The sequence below is a fragment of the Kitasatospora sp. NPDC085895 genome, assembly GCF_040702125.1.
Lineage (GTDB): Bacteria > Actinomycetota > Actinomycetes > Streptomycetales > Streptomycetaceae > Kitasatospora > Kitasatospora arboriphila.
On sequence record NZ_JBFBJY010000028.1, the window covers coordinates 47,317 to 68,600 of the forward strand.

Sequence of the window (21,284 nt, forward strand, 5' to 3'; positions counted from 1 at the left end):
GTAACGCATCCGGATGATTCAAGGAGCAACCGATGTCGGAGAACCGCCCCGGCTCTCGCATCCCCCTGGACCGAACCCCCCAGTGGGCCGCGCTGGCCAAGCACCGCGAGGAGCTGGGCGAGCAGCACCTGCGCGGGCTGTTCGACGCCGACCCCGAGCGCGGCAGCCGGTACACCCTGACCGTCGGCGACCTGCACGTCGACTACTCCAAGCAGCTGGTGACCGACGAGACGCTCGCCCTGCTGCGCGACCTCGCCGGCGCCACCGGCGTCGCCGCCCTGCGGGACGCCATGTTCCGCGGCGAGAAGATCAACATCACCGAGGACCGCGCCGTCCTGCACACCGCGCTGCGCGCCCCGCGCGACGCCGTGGTCGAGGTCGACGGCGAGAACGTCGTCCCCGCCGTGCACGCGGTGCTCGACAGGATGGCCGCCTTCGCCGACCGCGTCCGCAGCGGCGAGTGGACGGGCCACACCGGCAAGCGGATCCGCACCGTCGTCAACATCGGCATCGGCGGCTCCGACCTCGGCCCCGCCATGGCCTACGAGGCGCTGCGCTCCTTCACCGACCGCGGCATCGACGTCCGCTTCGTCTCCAACGTGGACGGCGCCGACCTGAACGAGGCGCTGGTCGGCCTGGACGCCGCCGAGACGCTGTTCATCGTCGCGTCGAAGACCTTCACCACCATCGAGACCGTCACCAACGCCGTCTCCGCCAGGAACTGGCTGCTCACCGAGCTGCGTGCGGACACCGACGCGGTGGCGAAGCACTTCGTGGCGCTCTCCACCAACGCCGAGGGCGTGGCCGACTTCGGCATCGACACCGCCAACATGTTCGAGTTCTGGGACTGGGTGGGCGGCCGCTACTCGTACGACTCCGCCATCGGCCTCTCCCTGATGATCGCCATCGGCCCGGAGCGGTTCCGCGAGATGCTCGACGGCTTCCGCCTGGTCGACGAGCACTTCCGCACCGCCCCGCCGGAGCAGAACGTCCCGCTGCTGCTCGGCCTGCTCGGCGTCTGGTACAACAACTTCTTCGACGCGCAGTCGCACGCAGTGCTGCCGTACTCGCACTACCTGTCCAAGTTCACCGCCTACCTGCAGCAGCTGGACATGGAGTCCAACGGCAAGTCGGTGGACCGCGAGGGCAACCCGGTGACCTGGCAGACCGGCCCGGTCGTCTGGGGCACCCCCGGCACCAACGGCCAGCACGCCTACTACCAGCTGCTGCACCAGGGCACCAAGGTGATCCCGGCCGACTTCATCGGCTTCGCCAAGCCGGTCGAGAGCCTGCTGCCCGGCCTGGTCGCCCAGCACGACCTGCTGATGGCCAACTTCTTCGCCCAGACCCAGGCGCTGGCCTTCGGCAAGACCGCCGAGGAGGTCGCGGCCGAGGGCGTGCCGGCCGAGCTGGTGCCGCACAAGACCTTCCGCGGCAACCATCCCACCACCACCGTGCTGGCCGCCGAGCTCACCCCGTCGGTGCTCGGCCAGCTGGTCGCGCTCTACGAGCACAAGGTGTTCGTCCAGGGCGCGATCTGGAACATCGACTCCTTCGACCAGTGGGGCGTCGAGCTGGGCAAGGTGCTGGCCAAGCGGATCGAGCCGGTGCTGCTCACGGGCGAGGGCACCGAGAAGCTCGACAGCTCCACCGCCGAGCTGGTCGCGCGCTACCGCGCGCTGCGCGGCCGCTGAGCCCGTGGGTGGCGGGGCCGTCCCGGCCGGGCGGCCCCGCCACCGTGCCGGCACCCTGACGGCCGGTCAGCGGCCCGCCGTCCAGCAGTTCGGGCAGCCGCCGGGCAGGTTCGACGGGCAGCAGGACGAGGGCGGCGAGGTCGGCCCGGCCGAGGCGTACGGCGGTCCGGTGGCGGTCGCCGGGCCCGGCGGCACCGGCGTGCGGCGGAGCTCCGCGGACCCGGGGAGCAGGGCCAGCAGCACGATCAGCGCCGCCCCGCCCAGCACCGCCAGGGCCACCAGCAGCCTGTGGCGCCACACCGCGATCCGGTGCGCGCGCAGCGCGGACGCCTCCAGGCCCTCGAGCTCGGCGCGGAGCCACTCCTCCCAGCCCGGCGGCGTACTGCGCGCGGGATCGTCGGGCGCCATGGACCGCGAGATTAGCAGTCGTGGACGTACCACGGAACGTCGAAGGCCCCTCGCTTCCGCGAGGGGCCTTCGACGTTCCGTGCGCCGCCAGGGACTCGAACCCCGGACCCGCTGATTAAGAGTCAGCTGCTCTAACCAACTGAGCTAGCGGCGCCTGCTGACGTGGAAGACTCTAGCAGTGGCTCCGGGCGGAGCCAAAATCGAATACCGCCGGGCGGGCTCAGGCCGACGGAACCGGGTGCAGCACCCCGGCGGGCTCCTCCGCCGCCTGCGGGGGGAGGGCAGGGAGGGCCGCCGCCCGGGCCTCGCCCCGCGCCGCCCGGACACAGGCCCACAGCACCACGGCCGCCCCCGGCAGCCACGGCTCGCGGGAGTCCGGGGCGACGATCCAGCGGCCGGCACCCAGCCCGGGCGACTCCGGGGCGTCCACCATCCGCTGCACCGGCGGCACGGTCACCGCGTCGCCCTTGCCGTGGCAGAGCAGCGGCGGGACGTCGCGCGCCCACTCCTCCCAGGCCAGCAGGGTGCGCAGGCGGGGCGCGGCGCCCGGCTGGACGAAGAGCAGGGTGCGTCCGCGGAAGGCGGCGACCGGGCCGCAGCCCGGGCCGGAGGACCACAGTTCGTCCAGCACCCGCCGGCCGAACAGCGACGGCATGCTGATCACGTCGAAGGCGCGGCCGCAGGGCAGCACGCTGGATGCCCAGGGGCGCGCCTCCCACAGAGCCCGCATGGAGCGCGGGTACTCGCTGGCCGAGGCCAGCCACGCCTCGCCGGCGACGGTGACGTACTCCACGGATTGATACGTCCAGATGTCCACCCCAGCAGCGTGGACCTCGCCGCCGCCGGGGCGGGCGGAAAACGGGGTTCGCCGGACACCGCGCCGCGCCGCGGCGTACCCTTACCGGCCGCATATGCCAGAGGCCCGGTGCGGCGGCGTCGCCGCGGCCCGGTCAGTGCTCCGCGCTGCGCTGCTTCTGCAGGCCGCGACCGTACTCGACCATCCGCACCGCGTAGTCGGGCGTCCAGTCCGCGCGGGCGGCGATCTCCGCCGGGCTCAGCGCGTCGAAGCGGCGGGTGTCTGCGAGCTGCGCGGCGGCGATCGCCTGGAAGTCGGTGGCGCGCTCCGCGGCGGCCCGGAAGGCCAGGGCCAACTCGGTCGAGCGGCGCAGCAGTTCGGCCGGGTCCTCGATGGACTCCAGATCGAAGAACCGCTCCTGCTCGGGCTCGTCGGCCTGCGGCTCGAAGAGCAGCTGGGCCGGCCGCAGCCGGCGTGCGGGAGGGGTGCCCGGGCCCGGGGCGGCCTGCGCGGGGACCCCGCTCTGGTCGGACGCCTGTGCATGGGGATCGGGCATGGACGGACACCTCCGGAGACACCGGTGACAGGAAAGGGCCGTCGTCCATTGTCGCGCGGCGGCGGCCGGTAGCGGAACGGTGTGCACCAGGTCGCTATTCCCGGTCGGGGCGCACGTGTCACCTGCGGTGCGCCCCCGACCCTTCCGCGACCGCCGTCAGGACAGCGGCACCCGGTGCGAGGCCAGGTGCGCCAGCACGGCGTGGTTGGCCTCCCAGCCGTCCGGGAACTTCACCGCCACCCCCAGTTGCACCGGCTCCGTCGAGGGGTGCTCGTCGAGCAGCTCGGCGATGCCGGCCCGGGCCACCACGATGCAGGCGTGCCGGTGCCGCGAGGCCAGCACGCACAGCCGGCCGGTCTCCAGGTGGAAGGCCGTCGCGTCGGGCCGCCCCGACAGCGGGTGCAGCACCACCGTGACGTCGTACTCGCGGCCCTGCAGCCGGTTCGCGGTGTCCACCGTCACCGCCGGACCGGCCGCCGGGTCCACCGGCACGTCCAGCGCCGCCAGCGCCTGCCGCACCGCCGCCGCCTGGTCCCGGTGCGCGGTGCCCACCGCGATCCGGCCCGGCGCGACCGGGGCGGACCCCTGCTCGGAGTGCGCCGTCAGCCCGCGGTCCAGCAGCCGCCGGACGACCGCCGCCACCGCCGCCACCGCCTGCGGGTCCGTCCGCACGGTGTGCCGCGCGGGCAGCTCCAGCAGCGCCCAGCCGCTCTCCACCGCCTCGTCGATCGCCGCGTCCACCGGCGTGCCGTCCGCCCGGACGGAGGCCGCCAGCCGCCGCTCGCCCGGCCCCGTCCCCGACCGGAACGGCGTGTACGGGTAGAACGCCGCCGAGATCAGCGGCGCCGCCGAGGCCGGCAGCCGCCAGGACACCGGCAGCCGGTGCGGCCGGATCGCCGGGTTGTGCGCGAGCAGCGTCACCACCGCACTGCTCGACGGGTCGTACGACAGCCCGGCCCACTGGTCGGTGCCGACCACGGTGAACGGGTCCAGCTGGCCGGGGTCGCCGACGAACAGCGCCCGCTCGAACAGCCGGGCGACCGCCAGCAGCGCGTCCGAGCGCATCTGGTACGCCTCGTCCACGATCGCGTGCCGCCACGGCGCCTCGGTGCGCACCCACTGCCACTTCGCCGCCGTGGAGACCACCACGTCGTGCTCCAGCAGGTCGGCGACCTTCTCCGAGGCCGTCACGTTGCCGTGCCGCAGGGCCTCCGGCGCGGGCCGGGAATCGCCCGCGTGCAGCCGGCCGATGGTGAGGTCCGGCCCCTTGGCGGCCAGCCGGTCCACCAGGTCGTCGACCTGGCTGTTGGTCTGCGCGACGATCATCAGCCGCTCGCCGGAGGCCACCAGCTCTCGCGCCGCGCGGACCACCAGCGTCGACTTGCCCGCGCCCGGCGGGGAGTCCACCACCACCCCGCGCGGCGCACCCGGTGCCGGCCGCACCGCGGCCTCCAGGATCGCCGCCACGGCGGCGTCGGCGACGGCGCCCGGCGCCTGATCGGCAGTCATGCCCGCGGTCATTCCCACTCTTCCGTACTGTTCGCCGACATCGGAGCGGCACCCGGAGGGCCGCCGTGCGTCCACGGGGTGTCCTCCGGATCCGGCAGCGGCGCCGACTGGCGGGGCGTCAGCTCGAAGAGCGTGAACACCACCCGCTCGCCGACCTCCGGCAGGCTGCCCGGCTCCGGCTCCTTTCGCCGGCCCATCCCGGACACCACCCGCACCGTGACGGTGCCCCCGTCCGGGTCGAAGCCCGCGACCACCCCGCGCTGCGGCGTCGCCGCGCCGACCCGGTGCACCTCCCGTCCGGCGTCCGCGTGCGGACGGTCCGCGGTGTGCACCACCAGCAGCGGCCGCGGCTTCGCCGACCGGCCCGAGGTGTCGTACTCCGGCACCACGGCGACCACCTCGCCCGCGAACGCCTCGCCGGTCAGCCGGTGCTCGGCCATCGCCAGCGGGTCGTCCAGCGCCTCCTGCACCTCCAGCCGGACCTGCTCGCGCTCGCGCTGAGCCAGCTTGCGGGCGGCCGTCACGGCGTCGTCCTGCTTCGGCTGCGGCGGCTCGCCGGCGGCCAGCCGGTCCCGGTGGCCGGTGTACGACCAGCGGTCGCCCTCCCAGCGCTCCGCGACGTGCCCGCCCTCCGACAGCGCCCGCAGCAGGTCGAGCCCCTGCCAGACGTCCGCCCAGGTGGGCAGCAGCACCTGCTCCAGCACCCCGTGCAGCTGCTCCGCGGCCCGCTTGACCACCAGCTCCGCCCGGGCGGCGTCCGCGGGGGCGGCCGCCCGGGCCGCGGCCAGCGCCGCGTCGTGCCGGACGATCGCCGGCGCCAGCACCAGCTCGTCGAACTTCGGGTCGGTGGCCGGACCGGCCGGCGGGTGCACCAGCTGCCCGTGCACGTCCCGCTCGCTCTCGGCCCGCTCGGCGGCCTCCGCGCCGGTCAGCCCGGCCGGTGCCAGGTGCCAGGCCAGCAGGGCGGCCAGGTGCTGGTCCTCGAGGTGGCTCTGCCCGGTCGCCCAGTGCCGGGAGAGCAGCGCCGTCATCGGCAGCAGCAGGCTGGAGCCGGGCACCTGCGCACGGTCGGTGAGGTGGGTCAGCCAGCGGCCCAGCAGCGGCACCTGGGTGGGCGCCGGGTAGGGGCCCGGGTCGACGTCCTCCGCGGTGCGGCGGAAGCGCGTGGAGCGGCCGATCAGCGCGAGGTGCCGCACCGAGCCGGTGTTCGGCACGATCAGCTGCGGAGCGTCGGCGCACAGCTCCCGCACCACCGGGTTCTTCTCACCCGTCTCCGCGTCCCGCTCGGTGCCCTCGACGTGCTCCACCTCGTCGGCGAAGGACTCCAGGTACGGCAGCAGGTCCGCGCCGAAACGGGCCAGGAAGTCGAAGCGCTGGTCGCGGTTGAGCGGCTGCGGCACGATGTGCAGCCGCGGGGCCGCCCGGTCGGTGCCCAGCATCACCGCCAGCGGCGCGCCGGCCTCGCCCGCCGCGGCCAGCGGCACCACGACCATCGGACGCTCCGACACGTGGCGGTGGCGCACCGTGGCCAGCGGCTCGGCCCGCCCGCTGCGGACGGCCTGCAGCCGGGCCAGCGTGGAGAGCAGGCTCACCGGGCCCACCGCCGGCGGATCGCGCGGCCCGCGCGGCTCACCGGACCACCTGCCCGAGGGCTTCGGCGCGCAGCGCGGCCGCGTACCGCAGCCGGGCGGACGCCTCGTCGGCCTCCGCGTCCTCCGCCGGGCCGCCCGGCTCCGCGCCGGCGGCGGCCAGCGCCGCGCCGACCGTGCGGATCGAGCCGAGCTCGCCGCGCACCCCTCGGCCCAGCTGCTCCACCACGTCCGAGCAGCGGGCCTGGGCGCGGCAGTGGAAGCCCAGCTCGCAGGTGGAGAGGCAGTCCGGGCTGTACGCGGCCGGGACGGAGCCCACCGCGGCCGCCAGCTCCTCGGCCGGCCGGGTCGGCGCGCCGCCCTCGTCCGGCGCCAGGTCGAAGCTGGTGCCCTCCGGCAGGGCGGCGACCAGCTGCCCGATGCCGGTCATCCGGGACAGCTGGCGCCGGGTGGTCGCGAGCTCGCGGCGGACGTCCACCGCGGCCGCGGTCGGCCGGTTGGAGAAGTCCCTCGGGCAGACCAGCAGCACCGTGGTCGACGGGCTGCCGGGCAGCTCCTGCGCGCGGTACGGGTCCGACTCGGCCGGCACCCCGGCCAGTGCCGCGGCCGTCTCCTGCAGCGCCAGCACGTACACCGCCGCCTGGCGGGCCGCCGCGCCGACCTTGGCCGGGTCCGCGGAGCCGTCCAGCACCGGGAAGGACTTGATCTCCACCACCGTGCAGCGGCCGCCGTGCACCAGCACCGCGTCCGGCTCCAGGTGGGCCGGGCTGCCGGCCACCGTCAGCCGGAGCATCGGGTGGTCCAGCAGCGTCCAGAGCGCGGGGTCGGCCGCCGCCTCGGCGAGCGCCTCCCGGGTGCGCTCCGCGCGCACGGCCGGCGAGGAGCGGCGCAGCAGGTCCGGCACGGCGAGCGGGGTGCCGCTCTCCTCCGGCAGGCCGAGGTGGCGGCGGAGCGGTTCGAGCAGCGCCGCGTAGCCGTCGTCCTTCAGCCGGGCCTCGAAGACGTTGCCGCGGGCGAGCGCGAACGGGGACTGGCCGAACGGGGCCGGCCGCCCCAACTGCCGGGCGACGGCGCCCTTGTCGACGCCGGCGGCGTCCAGCAGCGAGCGGCGGCGGCAGCCCGGATTGGCGGCGAGCGCGGCGAGGGCGCGGGCGTCGAGACTGCGCTGCGGCGCCCGGCCGCGCAGCTCGGAGAGCCGCTGCGCGAGCGGCTCTGACTGCCCCAGGAGCGAGACGTTCATGGTGCGGCCCAGTGTTGCATCCGCCACCGACAATCGGGGGCGGGACCTCCGGATCGGCCCGCCCCGGCCCCACCCCGCCCCGAGGCGAAGGGCCCGCCGGTGCCGAAGGGGAGGCGGGAGGGAGCGCGGCGACGGAGCGACGACCGTCGGCGCCGGGTCAGGAGGGCCCGGAGGCGAGCGGGCGACGGAACGGCCCCCACCGGCGGGCGGCCGCGGGGTGCGGGATCATGGTGGCCCGGCCCTCAATGGCGAGCAGGCCGCCGCGAACCCTGCTGCGAGGAGTCCACCCATGCCCGCCCGCATCGTGCTCGTCCGCCACGGCGAGACCGCATGGTCGGCCACCGGCCAACACACCGGCCGCACCGACGTGCCCCTCACCGAGGAGGGCCGCGCGATGGCGCGCGCCCTCGGCAAGCGGCTCGCCCGCGCCCCCTGGAACGGCCTCACCGACGCCGTCGTCTACACCAGCCCGCTCTCCCGCGCCCGCGAGACCGCCGAACTCTCCGGCTTCGGCGCCCGCGCCGTCGACCGCCCCGAGCTCCTGGAGTGGGACTACGGCCAGTACGAGGGCCGCACCGGCCACGACATCCGCGAGACCGACCAGCCCGGCTGGCTGATCTGGCGCGACGGCGTCCCCGGCGGCGAGAAGCTCTCCGAGGTCGCCGCCCGCGTCGACGGCTTCCTCGAAGAGCTCCACGGCACCCACGGCGTCCCCCACCCCGACACGACCACCATGCACGCCGCCGACTGCGACGTGGTGCTCTTCGCCCACGGCCACCTGCTGCGCATCCTCACCGCGCGCTGGCTCGGCCTGGCGCCCGAGAACGCCCAGCGCTTCAAGCTCGGCACCGCCGCCCTCTCGGTGCTCTCCTGGGAGTACGGCCTGCCCGCCGTCGAGATCTGGAACGACCACAGCCACCTCGACTGACGGCCGCACCTGGCGGTCCGTCCCGTACGGACCGTCAGGCCGCCCCCGCCGCACCGTCGTACGCGGACAGGAACTGCGCCACCTCCGGCACCGCGCCGTGCCCGCGCAGCCGCCCGGCGGTGCCCGCCAGCATCGCCCGGATCCGCGCCGAGCGGACACCGCCGAGCAGCACCACCGCCGCCGAGCCGTGCCCCGCCGCCCCCGCCAGGTCGCCCAGGCCCAGCCGGTCGTGCGCCAGCTCCGCCGTGTACAGCGCCCGGTTGCGGACGAACTGCGGCTCCTGCAGCGCCATCGCCAGCTCCGCCCGCCGCCCGGCGACCTCCCACTCGCCCAGCGCCGACCAGCACTGCGCCTCCAGCCCGGCCAGCTCGGCCTCGCCGAAGAAGGACATCCACTCCGGGTCCGCCTCCGACGGCCCCCGTTGGAACAGCGCCGACGCGCGCGCCAGCGCCCGTTCGCAGGACGGACGGTCCCTCAGCACCGCCCAGCCGCCCGCCTCGCGCAGCGACAGCAGCGCCAGCAGCCGGGCCGACCCGAGCCCCTTCGCCGCGGCCTGACCCGCCTGGGCGGCCCGCAGCGCCTCCCGCGGCCGACCGGCGTCCCGCGCCAGGAACGCGCTGTTGCAGAACACGTGCGCCTCCAGCGCCGCGTCCCCCGCCATCCGCGCGGTGGCCAGCGCCTCCGAGTAGAACGACCTGGCGTCCGCCAGCCGGTTCGAGTCGTGCGCCAACCAGCCCACCGAGATCGCCAGTTCACCGGCGCCCGACTGCAGCCTGCGCTCCGCCGAGGCCGAGTACGTCCCCTCGTTCAACAGGACGTACGCGCTGCGCAGCGACTGCCCCGCCCGCTCGAACAGGGCGTCCGCGCCCTGCGCGTCGTCCAGCAGCCGGATCTCCCGGACGGCCCGCTCGACCCCCTCGATCTCGGCCTGACCCACCCGGCGGGGCGCGGGCACGGGCAGGGCGGCCGGCCCGGCGAAGGCGGCGGCCGGAGCGGCGCCGTCCAGGCCCAGGGCGGCCGCCAGGGCGGTCGGGCCGCCGGTCAGGAACGTACGGCGGTGCACGTCGTCGTTCTCCTCGTCGCAGTGGTGCGGAACGCCGGGAGCGGACACGGCCGGCACCGCGGCCTCCGCCGGGCGGCCGCGGACGGACGTCCGCGGCACGAAGCCCAGGTCGGCCAGCGACCGGCCCGGCCACATGTGCCGGAACACCCGCTCGTAGGCGTAGTTGGGGCAGCGGATCTCACCCGACTCGACCCGGCCGACGTAGCGCGCGTCGCAGGACACGTGCTCGCCGATCTCCCGGGCGGCCCGGCGCACCGCGGTGGCGAACTCCCCCGGGGAGAGGTCGCCGCGCAGCTCGCGCATCACGGTGTTGGGAACGGCCGGCTCGGGCCGGGGCCCGCCGGGACTCCTGGCTGCCATGGCTGCGCTCCGAGAGTCGTGCAGGGTGGCGCCGCGGCGAACGCCGCGCCTGCGGGCCGGTGGGGGTCCGCTCGGTGCCGCCACGACAGTACCGGCAGTCACGGCACGGATGCGGCGGGTGAGCGGAACCGTACGGGGCAAACACGGATAAACCCCTCGGCGGTGCCCGGTTCTGCCATGAAATGCCATGTCTTGCCGCGCACACGCCCGTGGCTTTGCGTGCCCCATCCGCGTTGTCCTGTTACATGGACGCCCCGCATCCCGTCCCCCACACGAGCGGGCCCGGGCGTCCGACCTGACGACAGGAGGTCCCCAATGGCCGCCCGAGCACCGCAGCACCGCCGGCCGAGCGCCCCCGGGCTGCCCGCCGGAGTGGCCCCGGCCCTGCTGCCGGAGGGCACGGACGGCACCCGGTCGGCCGGCGGGGGCGGCACCACGGGCGCCCGGTCCGCCGGACGGCCGTCGGCCGGCGCAGCGGCCGGGACCGGCTACGACACCGTCACCGTCTCGGTGCGGCACGGCCTGGAGACCGTCGACATCCTCCGGCTCCGCGGCGCCTGCGGCGCCGTCCTGCAGAGCCGCGGCGGCGCCGCCGTCTCCTTCCTCGTTCCCGCCGGAACCGCCCGCGGCTGGCACCTCCCCGGCAGCTCCTGCAGCCCCGGCGCCGTCCTGCTGCCCGCCACCGACCCCCGGTGGATCATGGCCCCGGCCGGCCCGCAGGCGCCGGCCCGGCCCACGGACGCCTGGGTGCTGCGGTCGGCCCTGTGCGAAGCCGCCTGCACCCTCACCGCGGGCGGCCTCGGCCCCTTCTGAGACGGGCGGCCCCGCCCGGGCCGGCCGCCGGCGGCGCCGGCGGTTGCGGGAAGGCGTACGGTCAGGGGCCCTGTGATCCGCGTCGTTCCCCGTGTCCCTCGTGATGCACCGCCCCGCCCCGCGCCCCTGGATAATCGGGGGCATGGGACGTGGCAGGGGCAGGGCCGAGGCGGTGCCGGAGGTGACGGGGGCGGAGGGACGCAGCCACCGGCAGGGGCCGCTGGCGGTGCGGGTGGACTCCGGGACGGCCGAGCTGAAGCCGGACCGGGACCGGCCGCGGGCCTGGCAGCTGCTGCTGGACGGCGCCCCGCAGTCCCTGGTCGACCTGGACGACCCGACCCGTCTCGGCTTCGAGTACCAGCGCCGGATCGGCCACCTGATCGACCTCGCCGCCCCGCCCGGCCGCCCGATCACCGTCCTGCACCTGGGCGGCGGCGCCCTCACCCTGCCCCGCTACGTGGCGGCCACCCGGCCGCGCTCCCGGCAGCAGGTCGCCGAGATCGACACCGCGCTGACCGAGCTCGTCCGCACCGAACTGCCGTTGGAGCGCGGCTGGCAGATCAAGGTGCGCGGCGCGGACGCCCGGGCGGTGCTGGAGCGCGCCCCGGAGGGCGGCGCCGACCTGGTGGTCGCCGACGTCTTCTCCGGTGCGCGGGTGCCGGCGCACTGCGCCACCGTGGAGTTCGCCGCGCTGGCCGCCCGGGCGCTCGCCCCGGGCGGGCGCCTGGTGGTGAACGTGACCGACGGTTCGTCACTGGCCTTCGCCCGGGCGCAGACCGCGACCCTGCTCGCGGTGTTCCCGGAGGTGTGCCTGGTGGCGGATCCGGCGGTGCTGCGCGGCCGCCGGTTCGGGAACCTGATCCTGGTGGCCGGGACGGCGCCGCTGCCGCTGGAGGAGCTGGGCCGCAAGGTCGCCTCGGACGCGGCGCTGGGCCGGGTCGAACACGGCCGCGCCCTGGCGGACTTCACCGCGGGGGCCGCCGCGGTCACGGACGACTCGGCCGTCCCCTCGCCGGCACCCCCGCCGGGCGTCTTCCACTGATCCCGGGCCGGCGCGGCGTCCCGGACGCCGTCAGTGGCCGCTGGGCAGTCCGCGGTGCTTGTACGTGGCGAGGGCGGTGAGCAGCAGCCCCGCCAGGATGGGGACGGCCACCGCGACGGCGTCCGCACCCCCGGCCCGGACGGCGGGCGCGGCACCGAAGGCGTCCTCGCCGGTGGCGGGCCGGGGCCGTTCGGCGGACGTCCCGCGGGCGGCGCCGGCGGCCGCCGGCCGCAGTGCCGGTGCGGGCTCCGCGGCCGGCCGGGGGGCCGGGACGGCGCCCTCGGCGGGGGAGGCCCCGGCGGGTGCGGGCGGGTCGGCGGGGCCGGGGCCGGCGGAGGCGTCCGGGGCCGCGGCGGGGGCGGAAACGGCACCGCCGTCCCCCCGGGGAGACGGGGGGACGGCGGGGAGCAGAACGGCGGCGATGGCGAAGGCGTCGGGCACGGTGGCGGCCTGTCCCGGTAGGGGGAGGCCGTCCACCCGGATCCGGTCCCGGAGCACCTCCCCGACCGGCCCGGTCTGCTGCTCGACGACGGGGACGGCGTCCCCGCCGAGGCGGTGGAGGAGGGCCGGGGCACCGACCTGTTCGGTCAGGCCGGCCCCCGGCCCTTCGGCGGCTGCGGCGTCGCAGACCCCCAACCCAAACCCCCACAGCTGGGCGAGGATCGCGCCGCCGGCCGCCAGCTCTCCGGCCCGTCGGCGGACGTCCCGGCGGGGAGGTCCGCCGCGGGGGCGGTCGGGCCGCGGTGGTGCCGCGTGACGGTGTCGCACGTGAGAGGAGAACGAGCGAACCCGGTCGGAGTCACGCGGCGTGGTGACACACCGTCATCAAGCGGACGGGATGCCGTGGTCCAGGCGGCCGGTGCGGATCGCCTCGGAGTACCAGCGGGCGCTGGTCTTGGGCGTGCGCACCAGGGTGTCGTAGTCGACGTGGACGATGCCGAAGCGCTTCTCGTAGCCGTACGCCCACTCGAAGTTGTCCATGAGCGACCACAGGAAGTAGCCGCGGACGTCGGCGCCGGCGGCGATCGCGTCGGAGACGGCGCCGAGGTGACCCTTCACGTAGGCGGCCCGCTCCGGGTCGTGGACGCTGCCGTCGGCGGAGACGGTGTCCTCGAAGGCGGCGCCGTTCTCGGTGACCATCAGCGGCAGGCCGAACTCGCGGTGCAGCGCGATCAGCGAGTCGGACAGCCCGGTCGGGTCGATCGGCCAGTTCATCGCGGTGACCTCGCCGGGCGCGAGGTGGAAGGCGACGTCGTCGGCGCCCGGCCACGGCGAGAAGGAGCTCTCGCCGTGCCCGTCGTGGCGCGGCAGGTTCTTGGCGTTCTCGACCGAGGAGACCAGCGTCGGGTTGTAGTAGTTGAGGCCGAGCAGGTCGAGCGGCCGGGAGATCTCGGCGAGGTCGCCGGGCTGCACCAGGGCGTCCCAGTCGACGAGGTGGGCGGTGTCGGCGAGCAGGTCCTCGTCGTAGCGGCCCTTGAACATCGGGCTCGTCCAGATCCGGTTGCCGACCGCCTCGATCCGGCGGGCCGCCTCCAGGTCGCCCGGGTGCGGGCTGTGCGGCCGCACCGCGTGCAGGTTGAGCGAGACGGCCAGCCGGGCGGAGGCGGGCAGCGCGGCGCGCAGGGCGCCGACGGCCAGGCCGTGGCCCAGGTTGAGGTGGTGGGCGGCGCGCAGCGAGTCGCCCGGGTCGGTGCGGCCGGGGGCGTGCACGCCGGAGGCGTAGCCGAGGAAGGCGCTGCACCAGGGCTCGTTGAGGGTGGTCCAGATGCCGATCCGGTCGCCGAGGGCCTCGGCGGCGAGGCCGGCGTACTCGGCGAAGCGGTACGCGGTCTCCCGGTTCGGCCAGCCGCCGGCGTCCTCCAGCTCCTGCGGGAGGTCCCAGTGGTAGAGGGTGGCGACCGGGGTGATGCCGTGGGCGAGCAGCTCGTCGGCCAGGGCCCGGTAGAAGTCGAGCCCGCGTTCGACGGCGGGACCGCGGCCGGTGGGCTGGACGCGGGGCCAGGAGAGCGAGAACCGGTAGGCGGTGAGTCCGAGGTCGGCCATCATCCGGACGTCCTCGCGGAAGCGGTGGTAGTGGTCGACCGCGGTGTCGCCGGTGTCGCCGTTGGCGACCTTGCCCGGGGTGTGGCTGAAGGTGTCCCAGATCGAGGGGGTGCGGCCGTCCTCGGCTGCGGCGCCCTCGATCTGGTAGGCGGCGGTGGCCGCACCCCAGGCGAAGCCCGGCGGGAAGGCGCCGGCTCGGTCCTCGGCCGCGAGGTCGGCCGGGGTGTGCGGATCGGTGACGGTCATACGGGAGCGCTCCCATAGTCAGGTGTGGGACGGGATGGACGGCGGGTCAGCTCTTCACCGCGCCGGCCGTGATGCCGCCGACGATGTGCTTGCCCAGGACGGCGAAGATCAGCAGCAGGGGCAGGGTCCCCACCAGTGCGCCGGTCATGATCACCGCCTGGTTGATGTCGTGGCCGCTGCCGCCGCCGATGGAGGACAGCGCGACCTGGACGGTCGGGTTCTGCTGGGTGAGCACCACGAACGGCCAGAAGAAGTCGTTCCAGGACTGCACGAACACCAGCATGCCCAGCACGGCCATCGCGGGACGCGCGATCGGCAGTACGACGTGCCAGATGATCCGCAGACTGTGCGCGCCGTCCACCCGGGCGGCCTCGATCAGCTCCAGCGGGAGCGCCTCCAGCAGGAACTGCCGCATGAAGAAGACGCCGAACGCGGCCACCAGCGAGGGCAGGATCACGGCCTTGAGCTGGTTGCCCCAGTTCAGGTCGGTGATGATCCGGTACAGCGGGATCACGCTGAGCTGCGGCGGGATGGTCATGGTGGCGACGACCAGGGTCAGCAGCGCGTTGCGGCCGCGGAACTGCAGCTTGGCGAAGGCGAAGCCGGCGAGGGTGGAGAACAGCACCGTGGAGAGCGAGACGCAGCCCGCGACGACGGTGGAGTTCAGCAGTGCCTTGCCCATGTCCGCCTGGTTCCAGGCGGTGGTGATGTTGGTCCAGAGCTCGCCGCTGGGCAGCATCGGCGGCGGCGACTGGGCCACCCGCTCGCCGGTGTTGCTGGCGGCGACGAACGTCCAGTACAGCGGGAAGAGCGAGACCACGGCGGCGATCGCGAGGACCGCGTACGTTAGCGGGCCGGCCTTGTCCTGGTCGCCGGCGCCGGGGCGCAGCCGCCGGCGCAGCGGGGCGGTGGAGATGACGGCCATGGTTCAGCCTCCCAGCTTGGTGCGGTTGCGGCGGGCGATCAGGGTCTGGACCGCACCGATCAGCAGCAGGATCAGCAGCATCGTCCAGGCCACCGCCGAGGCCCGGCCCAGCTGACGGCTGGGCCAGCCCAGCTCGTACATGTAGAGGCCGAGGGTCTGGTACTGGTGGGCGGAGCCGCCGCTGACGCCGACACCGCCGCCGAAGAGCAGCGGCTCACCGAAGAGCTGGGTGGCGCCGATCGTCGACACGATGATCGTGAACAGGATGGTGGGGCGGATCGAGGGGATGGTCACCTTGGTGAACTGCTGCCAGCGCGAGGCGCCGTCCAGGCTCGCGGCCTCGTAGAGGTCCTTCGGCACGGCCTGCATGGCGGCCAGGTAGATCAGCGCGTTGTAGCCCGTCCACCGCCAGGTGACGATGGTGGAGATGGCGATCTGGGACGGCCAGCTCTCCGAGTACCAGTCGGTGCGGTCGACGCCCACCATGGACAGCAGCCAGTTGATCATCCCGTAGTCCGGGTTGAACAGCTGGACGAAGACCAGGGTCGCCGCGGCGATCGAGGTCGCGTACGGGGCGAGGACCGCCACCCGCAGGAAGCCGCGGCCGCGCATCCGGTAGTTCAGCAGGTGCGCCAGGCCCAGGGCCATCAGCAGCTGCGGGACGGTGGAGAGCACCCCGATGGTGAAGGTGTTCCGCAGGGCCGTCCAGAACTGGTCGGTCTCCCAGAGCCGGGTGTAGTTGTCGATGCCGCGCCAGTCCATGACGTCCTGGTTGAGCAGGTCGACGCGGTGCAGCGAGAGCCAGCCCGTCCAGATCAGCGGGAACAGGCCGAACGCGGCGAAGCAGAGGAAGAACGGCGCGATGTACGCGTACGGCGACGCCTTGAGGTCGAGGCGGTAGAGGCGCGAGCGCCAGGCGGAGCGCTGCGGGGCGGCCGGGGTGCGGGGGCCGCCGGGTGCGGTGGTCGGCGCCGAGCCGTCCTCGGCCGCGGCTCGGATGGAGGTGGCCACTGGGTAGGTCCTTCCCGGGAGTGGCTGTCGGCGGTGGTGCGGGCGCCCGGCCGGGCGCGGGGCCCGGCCGGGCGGGCGGACCGGCGGGTCGCCGGTCCGGGGTGGGTCAGCCGTTCACCTTGTCGTCGACCAGCTTCACGACGTTCGCCCAGGCCTTGGCCGGGTCGGTGCCGTGCTCCTCGATGTCGAGGATGCCGTTGTCGGTGATGATCGTCTTGACGGTGCCGTCCTGCTCGCCGATCGGGGCGGGCTGGATGCTCTTCGCGGTGGAGGCGAAGATCTGGCCGGTCGGGGTGTCGCCGAAGTAGTCGAGCTTGGCGCTCTGGACGGCGGGCAGCTCCAGGCCGGCCGTGGTCGAGGGCAGGTTGCCGACCTTGGTGAAGACCTTGGCCTGCTGCTCCGGCGCGGTCAGCCAGGCGGCGAGCGCCGCGGCCTCCTTCTGGTGCTTGCCGGCCTTCGGGACGGTCAGGAAGGCGCCGCCCCAGTTGGAGGCGACCGGCGGGGCGGCGATGTCCCACTTGCCCTTGCCGGAGTCGCCGGAGTACTTGCTGATGATGCCGGTCATCCAGGACGGGCAGACCACGGTGGCGAACTTGGCGTTGGCGAACGCGGAGTTCCAGTTGTCCTGGAACTGGCGCAGACCGGCGCTGATCTTCGCCTGCGAGGCGCTGACGGCCACGTTCCAGGCCTTCTTGACGCCGGCGCTGTCCTTGTAGACGAGCTTGCCGGAGTCGTCCGAGTACTGCTGGGTCTCGGCCGAGAGCGCGGCGTTGAACAGGCCGCTCGCCGAGTCGGTGAAGAAGGTGCCGGCCGGGGCCTTGGCCTGGTACTGCTTGCCGGCGTCGACGAACTTCGACCAGTCGCCCGCCCACAGCTTGGCGACCTCGGTGCGGTCGGTCGGCAGGCCGGCCTGCTGGAAGAGGTCCTTGCGGTAGCAGACGGCCATCGGGCCGATGTCGGTGCCGAGGCCGATCAGCGAGCCCTTGGCGGTGGTGGCCTGCTTCGACTTCCACGGCAGCCATGCGCCCGCGTTGACGCCGTCGGTCTTGGAGAGGTCGGTGAACTTGTCGCCGAGGGTGCCGGTGGCCTGCGCGATGTAGCCGACCTCGACGGCCTGGATGTCGGAGAGGCCGCTGCCCGAGGCGAGGTGCGTGGTCAGGGCGTCCCAGTACTTCTGGCCGTCCTGGGTGGTGTCCGCCTTGATGGTGACGTTCGGGTGGGCGGCCATGTACTCGTCGTAGAGGCCGGCCTCCTTGTAACCGAAGGTGCCGAAGTCGCCGACGGTCAGGGTGATCTTCTCGCCCGCGGCCGACGATGCACCGTCCGACCCGCCCTTGTCACCGCTGCTGCTGCACGCGGTGAGCAGCAGGGCGGAGGAGGCGATGACGGCGGTGGCCAGGACGGCCGCTCTGCGGGGGCGGGAAGTGCTGCGCATGGCGTTCTCCTTGTTCCGGGTGGGGCATCGGGTGGTGCTGCGCGGTGGGTGGTGCGGTGCGGCTTCGGAAGGTCGTGCGGTGCTGCTGCCGGGGTGTTGCCCGGGTGTTTCGGGCGTTGCCGGGGCGTGCGGGCCGGTCGCGGCCGTGCCGACCGCGGGAGACCGGTGCCGGTGGTCCGCCGGACGTGCCCGTCGGACCGCGGTGGGGGCGCTGTTGCCGGGGGCGATTCGCCACTAGAGTGTGGGAGCGCTCCCACAGCGCATGCCGGAAGGTTCCTTCGTCGCGGGGTCGGGTGTCAAGGGCTGACGTCGTATCCGTTGCCGGAGCGTGTCCTGGGAGTCGCGAAACGGTGTCCTGGCGACACCGGTCCCCGGCCCGCGCGGACCTCCGCGTACGGTCGGGCACGGGGCCCCGCCGGCCGGTCGGACCGGGCGACGGGCCCGGTCGGGGGGAGCGCGGTCGTTCCGCGGGTTCCCCGGCGGCCGAAACCGGCCACAATGAGCAGCAATCGGCCCGCAAGGCGCCATGAGGACTTCCAAGAGGTGAGCGATGAGCCAGACCGCACAGCCCCCCGCAGGGCCCGTGGGCGGCGCCGGGGCGGGCGGCAGGAGCTCCGCGCGCCCCACGCTGGAGGAGGTGGCCGCGTTGGCCGGGGTCGGGCGCGGCACGGTGTCCCGGGTGATCAACGGCTCGCCCCGGGTGAGCGACAAGGCCCGCGAGGCCGTCCAGGCCGCCATCGCCGAACTCGGCTACGTGCCCAACCGGGCCGCCCGCACCCTGGTCACCTCGCGCACCGACTCGGTCGCCCTGGTGGTGCCCGAGGCGGAGACCCGGCTCTTCTCCGAGCCCTACTTCTCCGACATCATCAGCGGCGTCTCGGCGGAGCTCGCCGAGACCGACATGCAGCTGCTGCTGATCCTGGTCCGCAACCAGCGTGAACGGGAACGACTTTCGGCCTATCTGACCGCACAGCGGGTGGACGGCGTACTCCTCGTCTCCGTGCATCAGGACGACCCGCTGCCGAGCCTCCTGGAGAGCCTGGAGATCCCCTCCGTGCTGGCCGGCCGCCGTGGCGACCTGGAACCGCTGAGCTACGTGCACGCCGACAACGCGGGCGGCGCCCGGATGGCCGTCCGGCACCTGCTGCGCCGCGGCTGCCGCGAGGTGGCGACCATCACCGGCCCGCTGGACATGGAGGTCGCCCAGGCCCGACTCGGCGGCTACCGCCGGGCCCTGGAGCAGGCCGGCCGGCCCTACGACGAGGAACTCGTCGGGCTCGCCGACTTCACCGAGGAGGGCGGCCGGCTGGCGATGCGTGAACTGCTGGAGCGTCGGCCGGACCTGGACGGCGTCTTCTGCGCCTCCGACCTGATGGCCGCGGGCGCGATGCAGGTGCTGCGCGCGGCGGGCCGCCGGGTGCCCGACCAGGTCGCGGTGATCGGCTTCGACGACTCGATCGTGGCCCGGCACACCGACCCGCCGATGACCAGCGTCCGGCAGCCGATCGAGGAGATGGGGCGGACGATGGCCCGCCTGCTGCTCGACGAGATCGCCGAACGGGGCCGCGCACGGCGGCAGGTGGTGCTCGCCACCGAGCTGGTGGTGCGGGACTCCGCCTGAGCCCGGCACCGGCCGCGGCGCCGCCCCGGCCCGGAACGGCGCCGGCCGCCCGGTCCGCCGTCCGGGCCGGTCGGGGGCTCGGGGCGGTGGCCGGACGGCCGCCGGGTGCCCGGCCGCCGCGGCCGGGCTGCCGGGGGCTCAGCCGTTGGGGCGGAGCGTCCAGGTGATGGTCATCACGCCGGTCACGGCGCCGTCGGCGCGGGTGATCTCCACGGTGACCGGGAACTCGGGCCGCTCGCCCTTGTCCAGCTCCGCGACGACCTCCTCGGCCGTGCGGCCGAGGGTGGCGGTGGCGGTCACTTCGCCCATGGCGAGCTTCTTGTAGGCGATCTCGGCCTTCACCGCGAGCGGCACGGCCCGCGACAGCTGGTCGGAGAACGCTGCCAGCACGATGCAGCCGCTCGCCGACTCGGCCAGCGTGAACATGGCGCCCGCGTGCGGGCCGGCCACGTGGTTGTGGAACTCCGGCTGGTCCGGCAGCCGGAGCACGGCCCGCTCGGGGCTCGTCTCCAGGTACTCCAGCTTGAGCGTGCGGGCCATGGGGACGGTGGAGTCGAGCAGCTGCCCGATCGAGGGTGTGGTCATGGCCGTCATGTTACTTGCCGGTAGTTTCGCTGGGGAGGGGTGTCCGACCCGCCCGCCGAAGGCCGGCCCGCTCCGCACCGCGCTGCCCCGCCCTGCCCTGCCCCGCACGCGGAAACGCCGGAGGGCCCGATCTCGTGAAGAGATCGGGCCCTCCGGCTCTGGGGTGAGTGACGGGACTCGAACCCGCGGCCACCTGGACCACAACCAGGTGCTCTACCAACTGAGCTACACCCACCATCATTCGGGGCGTTCCCGCTCCGACAGGAAGAACTCTACAGGATCCGAGAGGGTGCTCGCGCCGGGGTTTCGAACCGGGCCCCGCGCTGATGCTCTGGTGGGAGCCGGTGCGCGGCGGGCCGCCGGCCGGACCCGCCCCGGGCGCGGCGGCACGGCACCCGACGGGCCGCGCGGCCCGCCGGATGCCGTGCCGTGCGGGCGGTCAGCCGACGGGCCGCTGGTACTTCGCCGCGATCTCCCGCGCCGCGTCCCCGTCCGGGCCCGGCTGCGGGACGAACACCGCCTCGCGGTAGTACTGGAGTTCGGCGATGCTCTCGCGGATGTCGGCGAGCGCGCGGTGGCTGCCGCCCTTCTGCGGGCTGTTGTAGTACGCCCGCGGGTACCAGCGGCGGGCCAGCTCCTTGATCGAGGACACGTCCACGATCCGGTAGTGCAGGTGGCCCTCCAGCGCCGGCATGTCCCGCGAGAGGAAGCCGCGGTCGGTCGCCACCGAGTTGCCGCACAGCGGCGTCTTGCCGGCCTCCGGGGCGTGCTCCCGGATGTAACCCAGCACCAGCTCCTCGGCCTCCGCCAGGGTCACGCCGTCCGCCAGCTCGTCGAGCAGCCCGGACGCCGTGTGCATGGCGCGCACGACGTCCGGCATGTTCTCCAGCGCCTCCGCGGGCGGACGGATCACCACGTCCACGCCCTCGCCGAGGACGTTCAGCTCGGAGTCGGTCACCAGCACCGCGACCTCGATCAGGGCGTCCCTGCCGAGGTCGAGGCCGGTCATCTCACAGTCGATCCACACCAGACGGTCATTCACGCCACTCACCCTACGGCGCGATCGCGTGAGCCGGACAGCGTCCGGGCCGCCCGGTCGCGCCGCGCCGCACCCGCAGGGCCCTCGCCGTCCCCGGACGGGTCGGCGGGCCGCCGCTCGCCCGGCGCCGGATGCCCGGCCCCGCCGGCGGCCGCGTGGTCGGCCCGGTGGCCCTGGCCCTGGCCACGTGCGCTCGGCTGCTCGTAGCCGCTCTCCTCGGCGACCGCGTGCTCCACCGGACGGTCCGCGGAACGGTCCCCGGTGCGGTCGCCGGCCCGGCCCCCCGGCCGGTCGGCGACCCGCGCGCCGGGCTGCTCGCCGACCCGCTCCGGTGCCGGCCGAGGCCGGCGCCCGGTCGCCGGACCGGGCTGGGCGGGCACC

At 74.9% G+C, this 21,284-nt stretch carries 19 protein-coding genes and 2 tRNA genes; 5 read left to right on the top strand and 16 right to left on the bottom strand.

Going from position 1 to position 21,284, the window contains the following annotated elements; translation table 11 throughout:
* The first annotated feature begins 32 nt into the window (after positions 1 to 32).
* Positions 33 to 1,694: a glucose-6-phosphate isomerase gene (pgi, locus tag AB0442_RS19225; RefSeq protein ID WP_366164150.1), complete on the top strand. Its 1,662-nt coding sequence runs from the start codon at positions 33 to 35 to the stop codon at positions 1,692 to 1,694.
* 66 nt (positions 1,695 to 1,760) lie between these two features.
* On the opposite strand, the gene AB0442_RS19230 is transcribed toward pgi, so the two are convergent.
* The 7 genes from AB0442_RS19230 to AB0442_RS19260 form a co-directional block, all read right to left on the bottom strand.
* The gene (locus tag AB0442_RS19230; RefSeq protein WP_366164151.1) at positions 1,761 to 2,102 is read right to left on the bottom strand and encodes a hypothetical protein; all 342 of its coding nucleotides are present in this window, start codon (positions 2,100 to 2,102) and stop codon (positions 1,761 to 1,763) included.
* A gap of 80 nt (positions 2,103 to 2,182) precedes the next feature.
* Positions 2,183 to 2,256: transfer RNA gene (locus AB0442_RS19235), tRNA-Lys, on the bottom strand.
* Positions 2,257 to 2,322: 66 nt separating this feature from the next.
* Entirely contained in the window at positions 2,323 to 2,919 is a 597-nt protein-coding gene (locus tag AB0442_RS19240) for a bifunctional DNA primase/polymerase (RefSeq protein WP_363542652.1), read from the bottom strand.
* Between the two features lie 133 nt (positions 2,920 to 3,052).
* Positions 3,053 to 3,454, bottom strand: coding sequence for a hypothetical protein (locus AB0442_RS19245; RefSeq protein ID WP_344627640.1), 402 nt, complete (start codon positions 3,452 to 3,454; stop codon positions 3,053 to 3,055).
* Between the two features lie 156 nt (positions 3,455 to 3,610).
* Positions 3,611 to 4,963 (bottom strand): AAA family ATPase, encoded by a 1,353-nt coding sequence (locus AB0442_RS19250; RefSeq protein ID WP_366164152.1) that lies wholly within the window; start codon positions 4,961 to 4,963, stop codon positions 3,611 to 3,613.
* A gap of 8 nt (positions 4,964 to 4,971) precedes the next feature.
* A complete protein-coding gene (locus AB0442_RS19255) occupies positions 4,972 to 6,555 on the bottom strand; it encodes a hypothetical protein (RefSeq protein WP_366164153.1) in 1,584 nt (527 codons plus the stop codon).
* A gap of 37 nt (positions 6,556 to 6,592) precedes the next feature.
* Positions 6,593 to 7,792 carry a hypothetical protein gene (locus AB0442_RS19260; protein ID WP_366164154.1) on the bottom strand — a complete coding sequence of 400 codons (1,200 nt, stop codon included), beginning with the start codon at positions 7,790 to 7,792 and terminating at the stop codon, positions 6,593 to 6,595.
* A 289-nt stretch (positions 7,793 to 8,081) separates the two neighbouring features.
* Here AB0442_RS19260 and AB0442_RS19265 point away from each other — a divergent pair, with 289 nt between their 5' ends.
* A complete protein-coding gene (locus AB0442_RS19265) occupies positions 8,082 to 8,720 on the top strand; it encodes a histidine phosphatase family protein (RefSeq protein ID WP_366164155.1) in 639 nt (212 codons plus the stop codon).
* Between the two features lie 34 nt (positions 8,721 to 8,754).
* Here AB0442_RS19265 and AB0442_RS19270 read toward each other — a convergent pair whose 3' ends face one another.
* Positions 8,755 to 10,143, bottom strand: a complete 1,389-nt coding sequence (locus AB0442_RS19270; RefSeq protein WP_366164156.1) for a tetratricopeptide repeat protein — start codon at positions 10,141 to 10,143, stop codon at positions 8,755 to 8,757.
* Between the two features lie 315 nt (positions 10,144 to 10,458).
* On the opposite strand from AB0442_RS19270, the gene AB0442_RS19275 reads away from it, so the two are divergent.
* Both AB0442_RS19275 and AB0442_RS19280 read left to right on the top strand, forming a co-directional pair.
* Entirely contained in the window at positions 10,459 to 10,956 is a 498-nt protein-coding gene (locus tag AB0442_RS19275) for a hypothetical protein (RefSeq protein ID WP_366164157.1), read from the top strand.
* 142 nt (positions 10,957 to 11,098) lie between these two features.
* Positions 11,099 to 11,998, top strand: coding sequence for a fused MFS/spermidine synthase (locus tag AB0442_RS19280; protein ID WP_366164158.1), 900 nt, complete (start codon positions 11,099 to 11,101; stop codon positions 11,996 to 11,998).
* 30 nt (positions 11,999 to 12,028) lie between these two features.
* Here the strand turns inward: AB0442_RS19280 and AB0442_RS19285 are convergent, their stop codons facing one another.
* From AB0442_RS19285 to AB0442_RS19305, 5 genes are all read right to left on the bottom strand, one after another.
* Positions 12,029 to 12,766 (bottom strand): hypothetical protein, encoded by a 738-nt coding sequence (locus tag AB0442_RS19285; RefSeq protein ID WP_366164159.1) that lies wholly within the window; start codon positions 12,764 to 12,766, stop codon positions 12,029 to 12,031.
* 57 nt (positions 12,767 to 12,823) lie between these two features.
* Positions 12,824 to 14,287 carry a GH1 family beta-glucosidase gene (locus AB0442_RS19290; protein ID WP_366164160.1) on the bottom strand — a complete coding sequence of 488 codons (1,464 nt, stop codon included), beginning with the start codon at positions 14,285 to 14,287 and terminating at the stop codon, positions 12,824 to 12,826.
* A 46-nt stretch (positions 14,288 to 14,333) separates the two neighbouring features.
* Positions 14,334 to 15,212 (bottom strand): carbohydrate ABC transporter permease, encoded by an 879-nt coding sequence (locus tag AB0442_RS19295; protein ID WP_030275809.1) that lies wholly within the window; start codon positions 15,210 to 15,212, stop codon positions 14,334 to 14,336.
* A gap of 3 nt (positions 15,213 to 15,215) precedes the next feature.
* The gene (locus AB0442_RS19300; RefSeq protein ID WP_363542670.1) at positions 15,216 to 16,223 is read right to left on the bottom strand and encodes a sugar ABC transporter permease; all 1,008 of its coding nucleotides are present in this window, start codon (positions 16,221 to 16,223) and stop codon (positions 15,216 to 15,218) included.
* A 106-nt stretch (positions 16,224 to 16,329) separates the two neighbouring features.
* Positions 16,330 to 17,658, bottom strand: coding sequence for an ABC transporter substrate-binding protein (locus AB0442_RS19305; protein ID WP_363542672.1), 1,329 nt, complete (start codon positions 17,656 to 17,658; stop codon positions 16,330 to 16,332).
* Between the two features lie 550 nt (positions 17,659 to 18,208).
* On the opposite strand from AB0442_RS19305, the gene AB0442_RS19310 reads away from it, so the two are divergent.
* On the top strand, positions 18,209 to 19,279 hold the full coding sequence (locus AB0442_RS19310; protein WP_344627652.1) for a LacI family DNA-binding transcriptional regulator: 1,071 nt from the start codon (positions 18,209 to 18,211) through the stop codon (positions 19,277 to 19,279).
* A gap of 138 nt (positions 19,280 to 19,417) precedes the next feature.
* Here the strand turns inward: AB0442_RS19310 and AB0442_RS19315 are convergent, their stop codons facing one another.
* The 3 genes from AB0442_RS19315 to orn all read right to left on the bottom strand — a co-directional run bounded on the left by AB0442_RS19315 (position 19,418) and on the right by orn (position 20,906).
* Entirely contained in the window at positions 19,418 to 19,873 is a 456-nt protein-coding gene (locus tag AB0442_RS19315; protein WP_344627653.1) for a DUF4442 domain-containing protein, read from the bottom strand.
* A 150-nt stretch (positions 19,874 to 20,023) separates the two neighbouring features.
* A tRNA-His gene (locus AB0442_RS19320) sits at positions 20,024 to 20,099 on the bottom strand.
* Positions 20,100 to 20,303: 204 nt separating this feature from the next.
* Positions 20,304 to 20,906, bottom strand: coding sequence for an oligoribonuclease (orn, locus tag AB0442_RS19325; RefSeq protein WP_366164161.1), 603 nt, complete (start codon positions 20,904 to 20,906; stop codon positions 20,304 to 20,306).
* Positions 20,907 to 21,284: the final 378 nt, after the last annotated feature.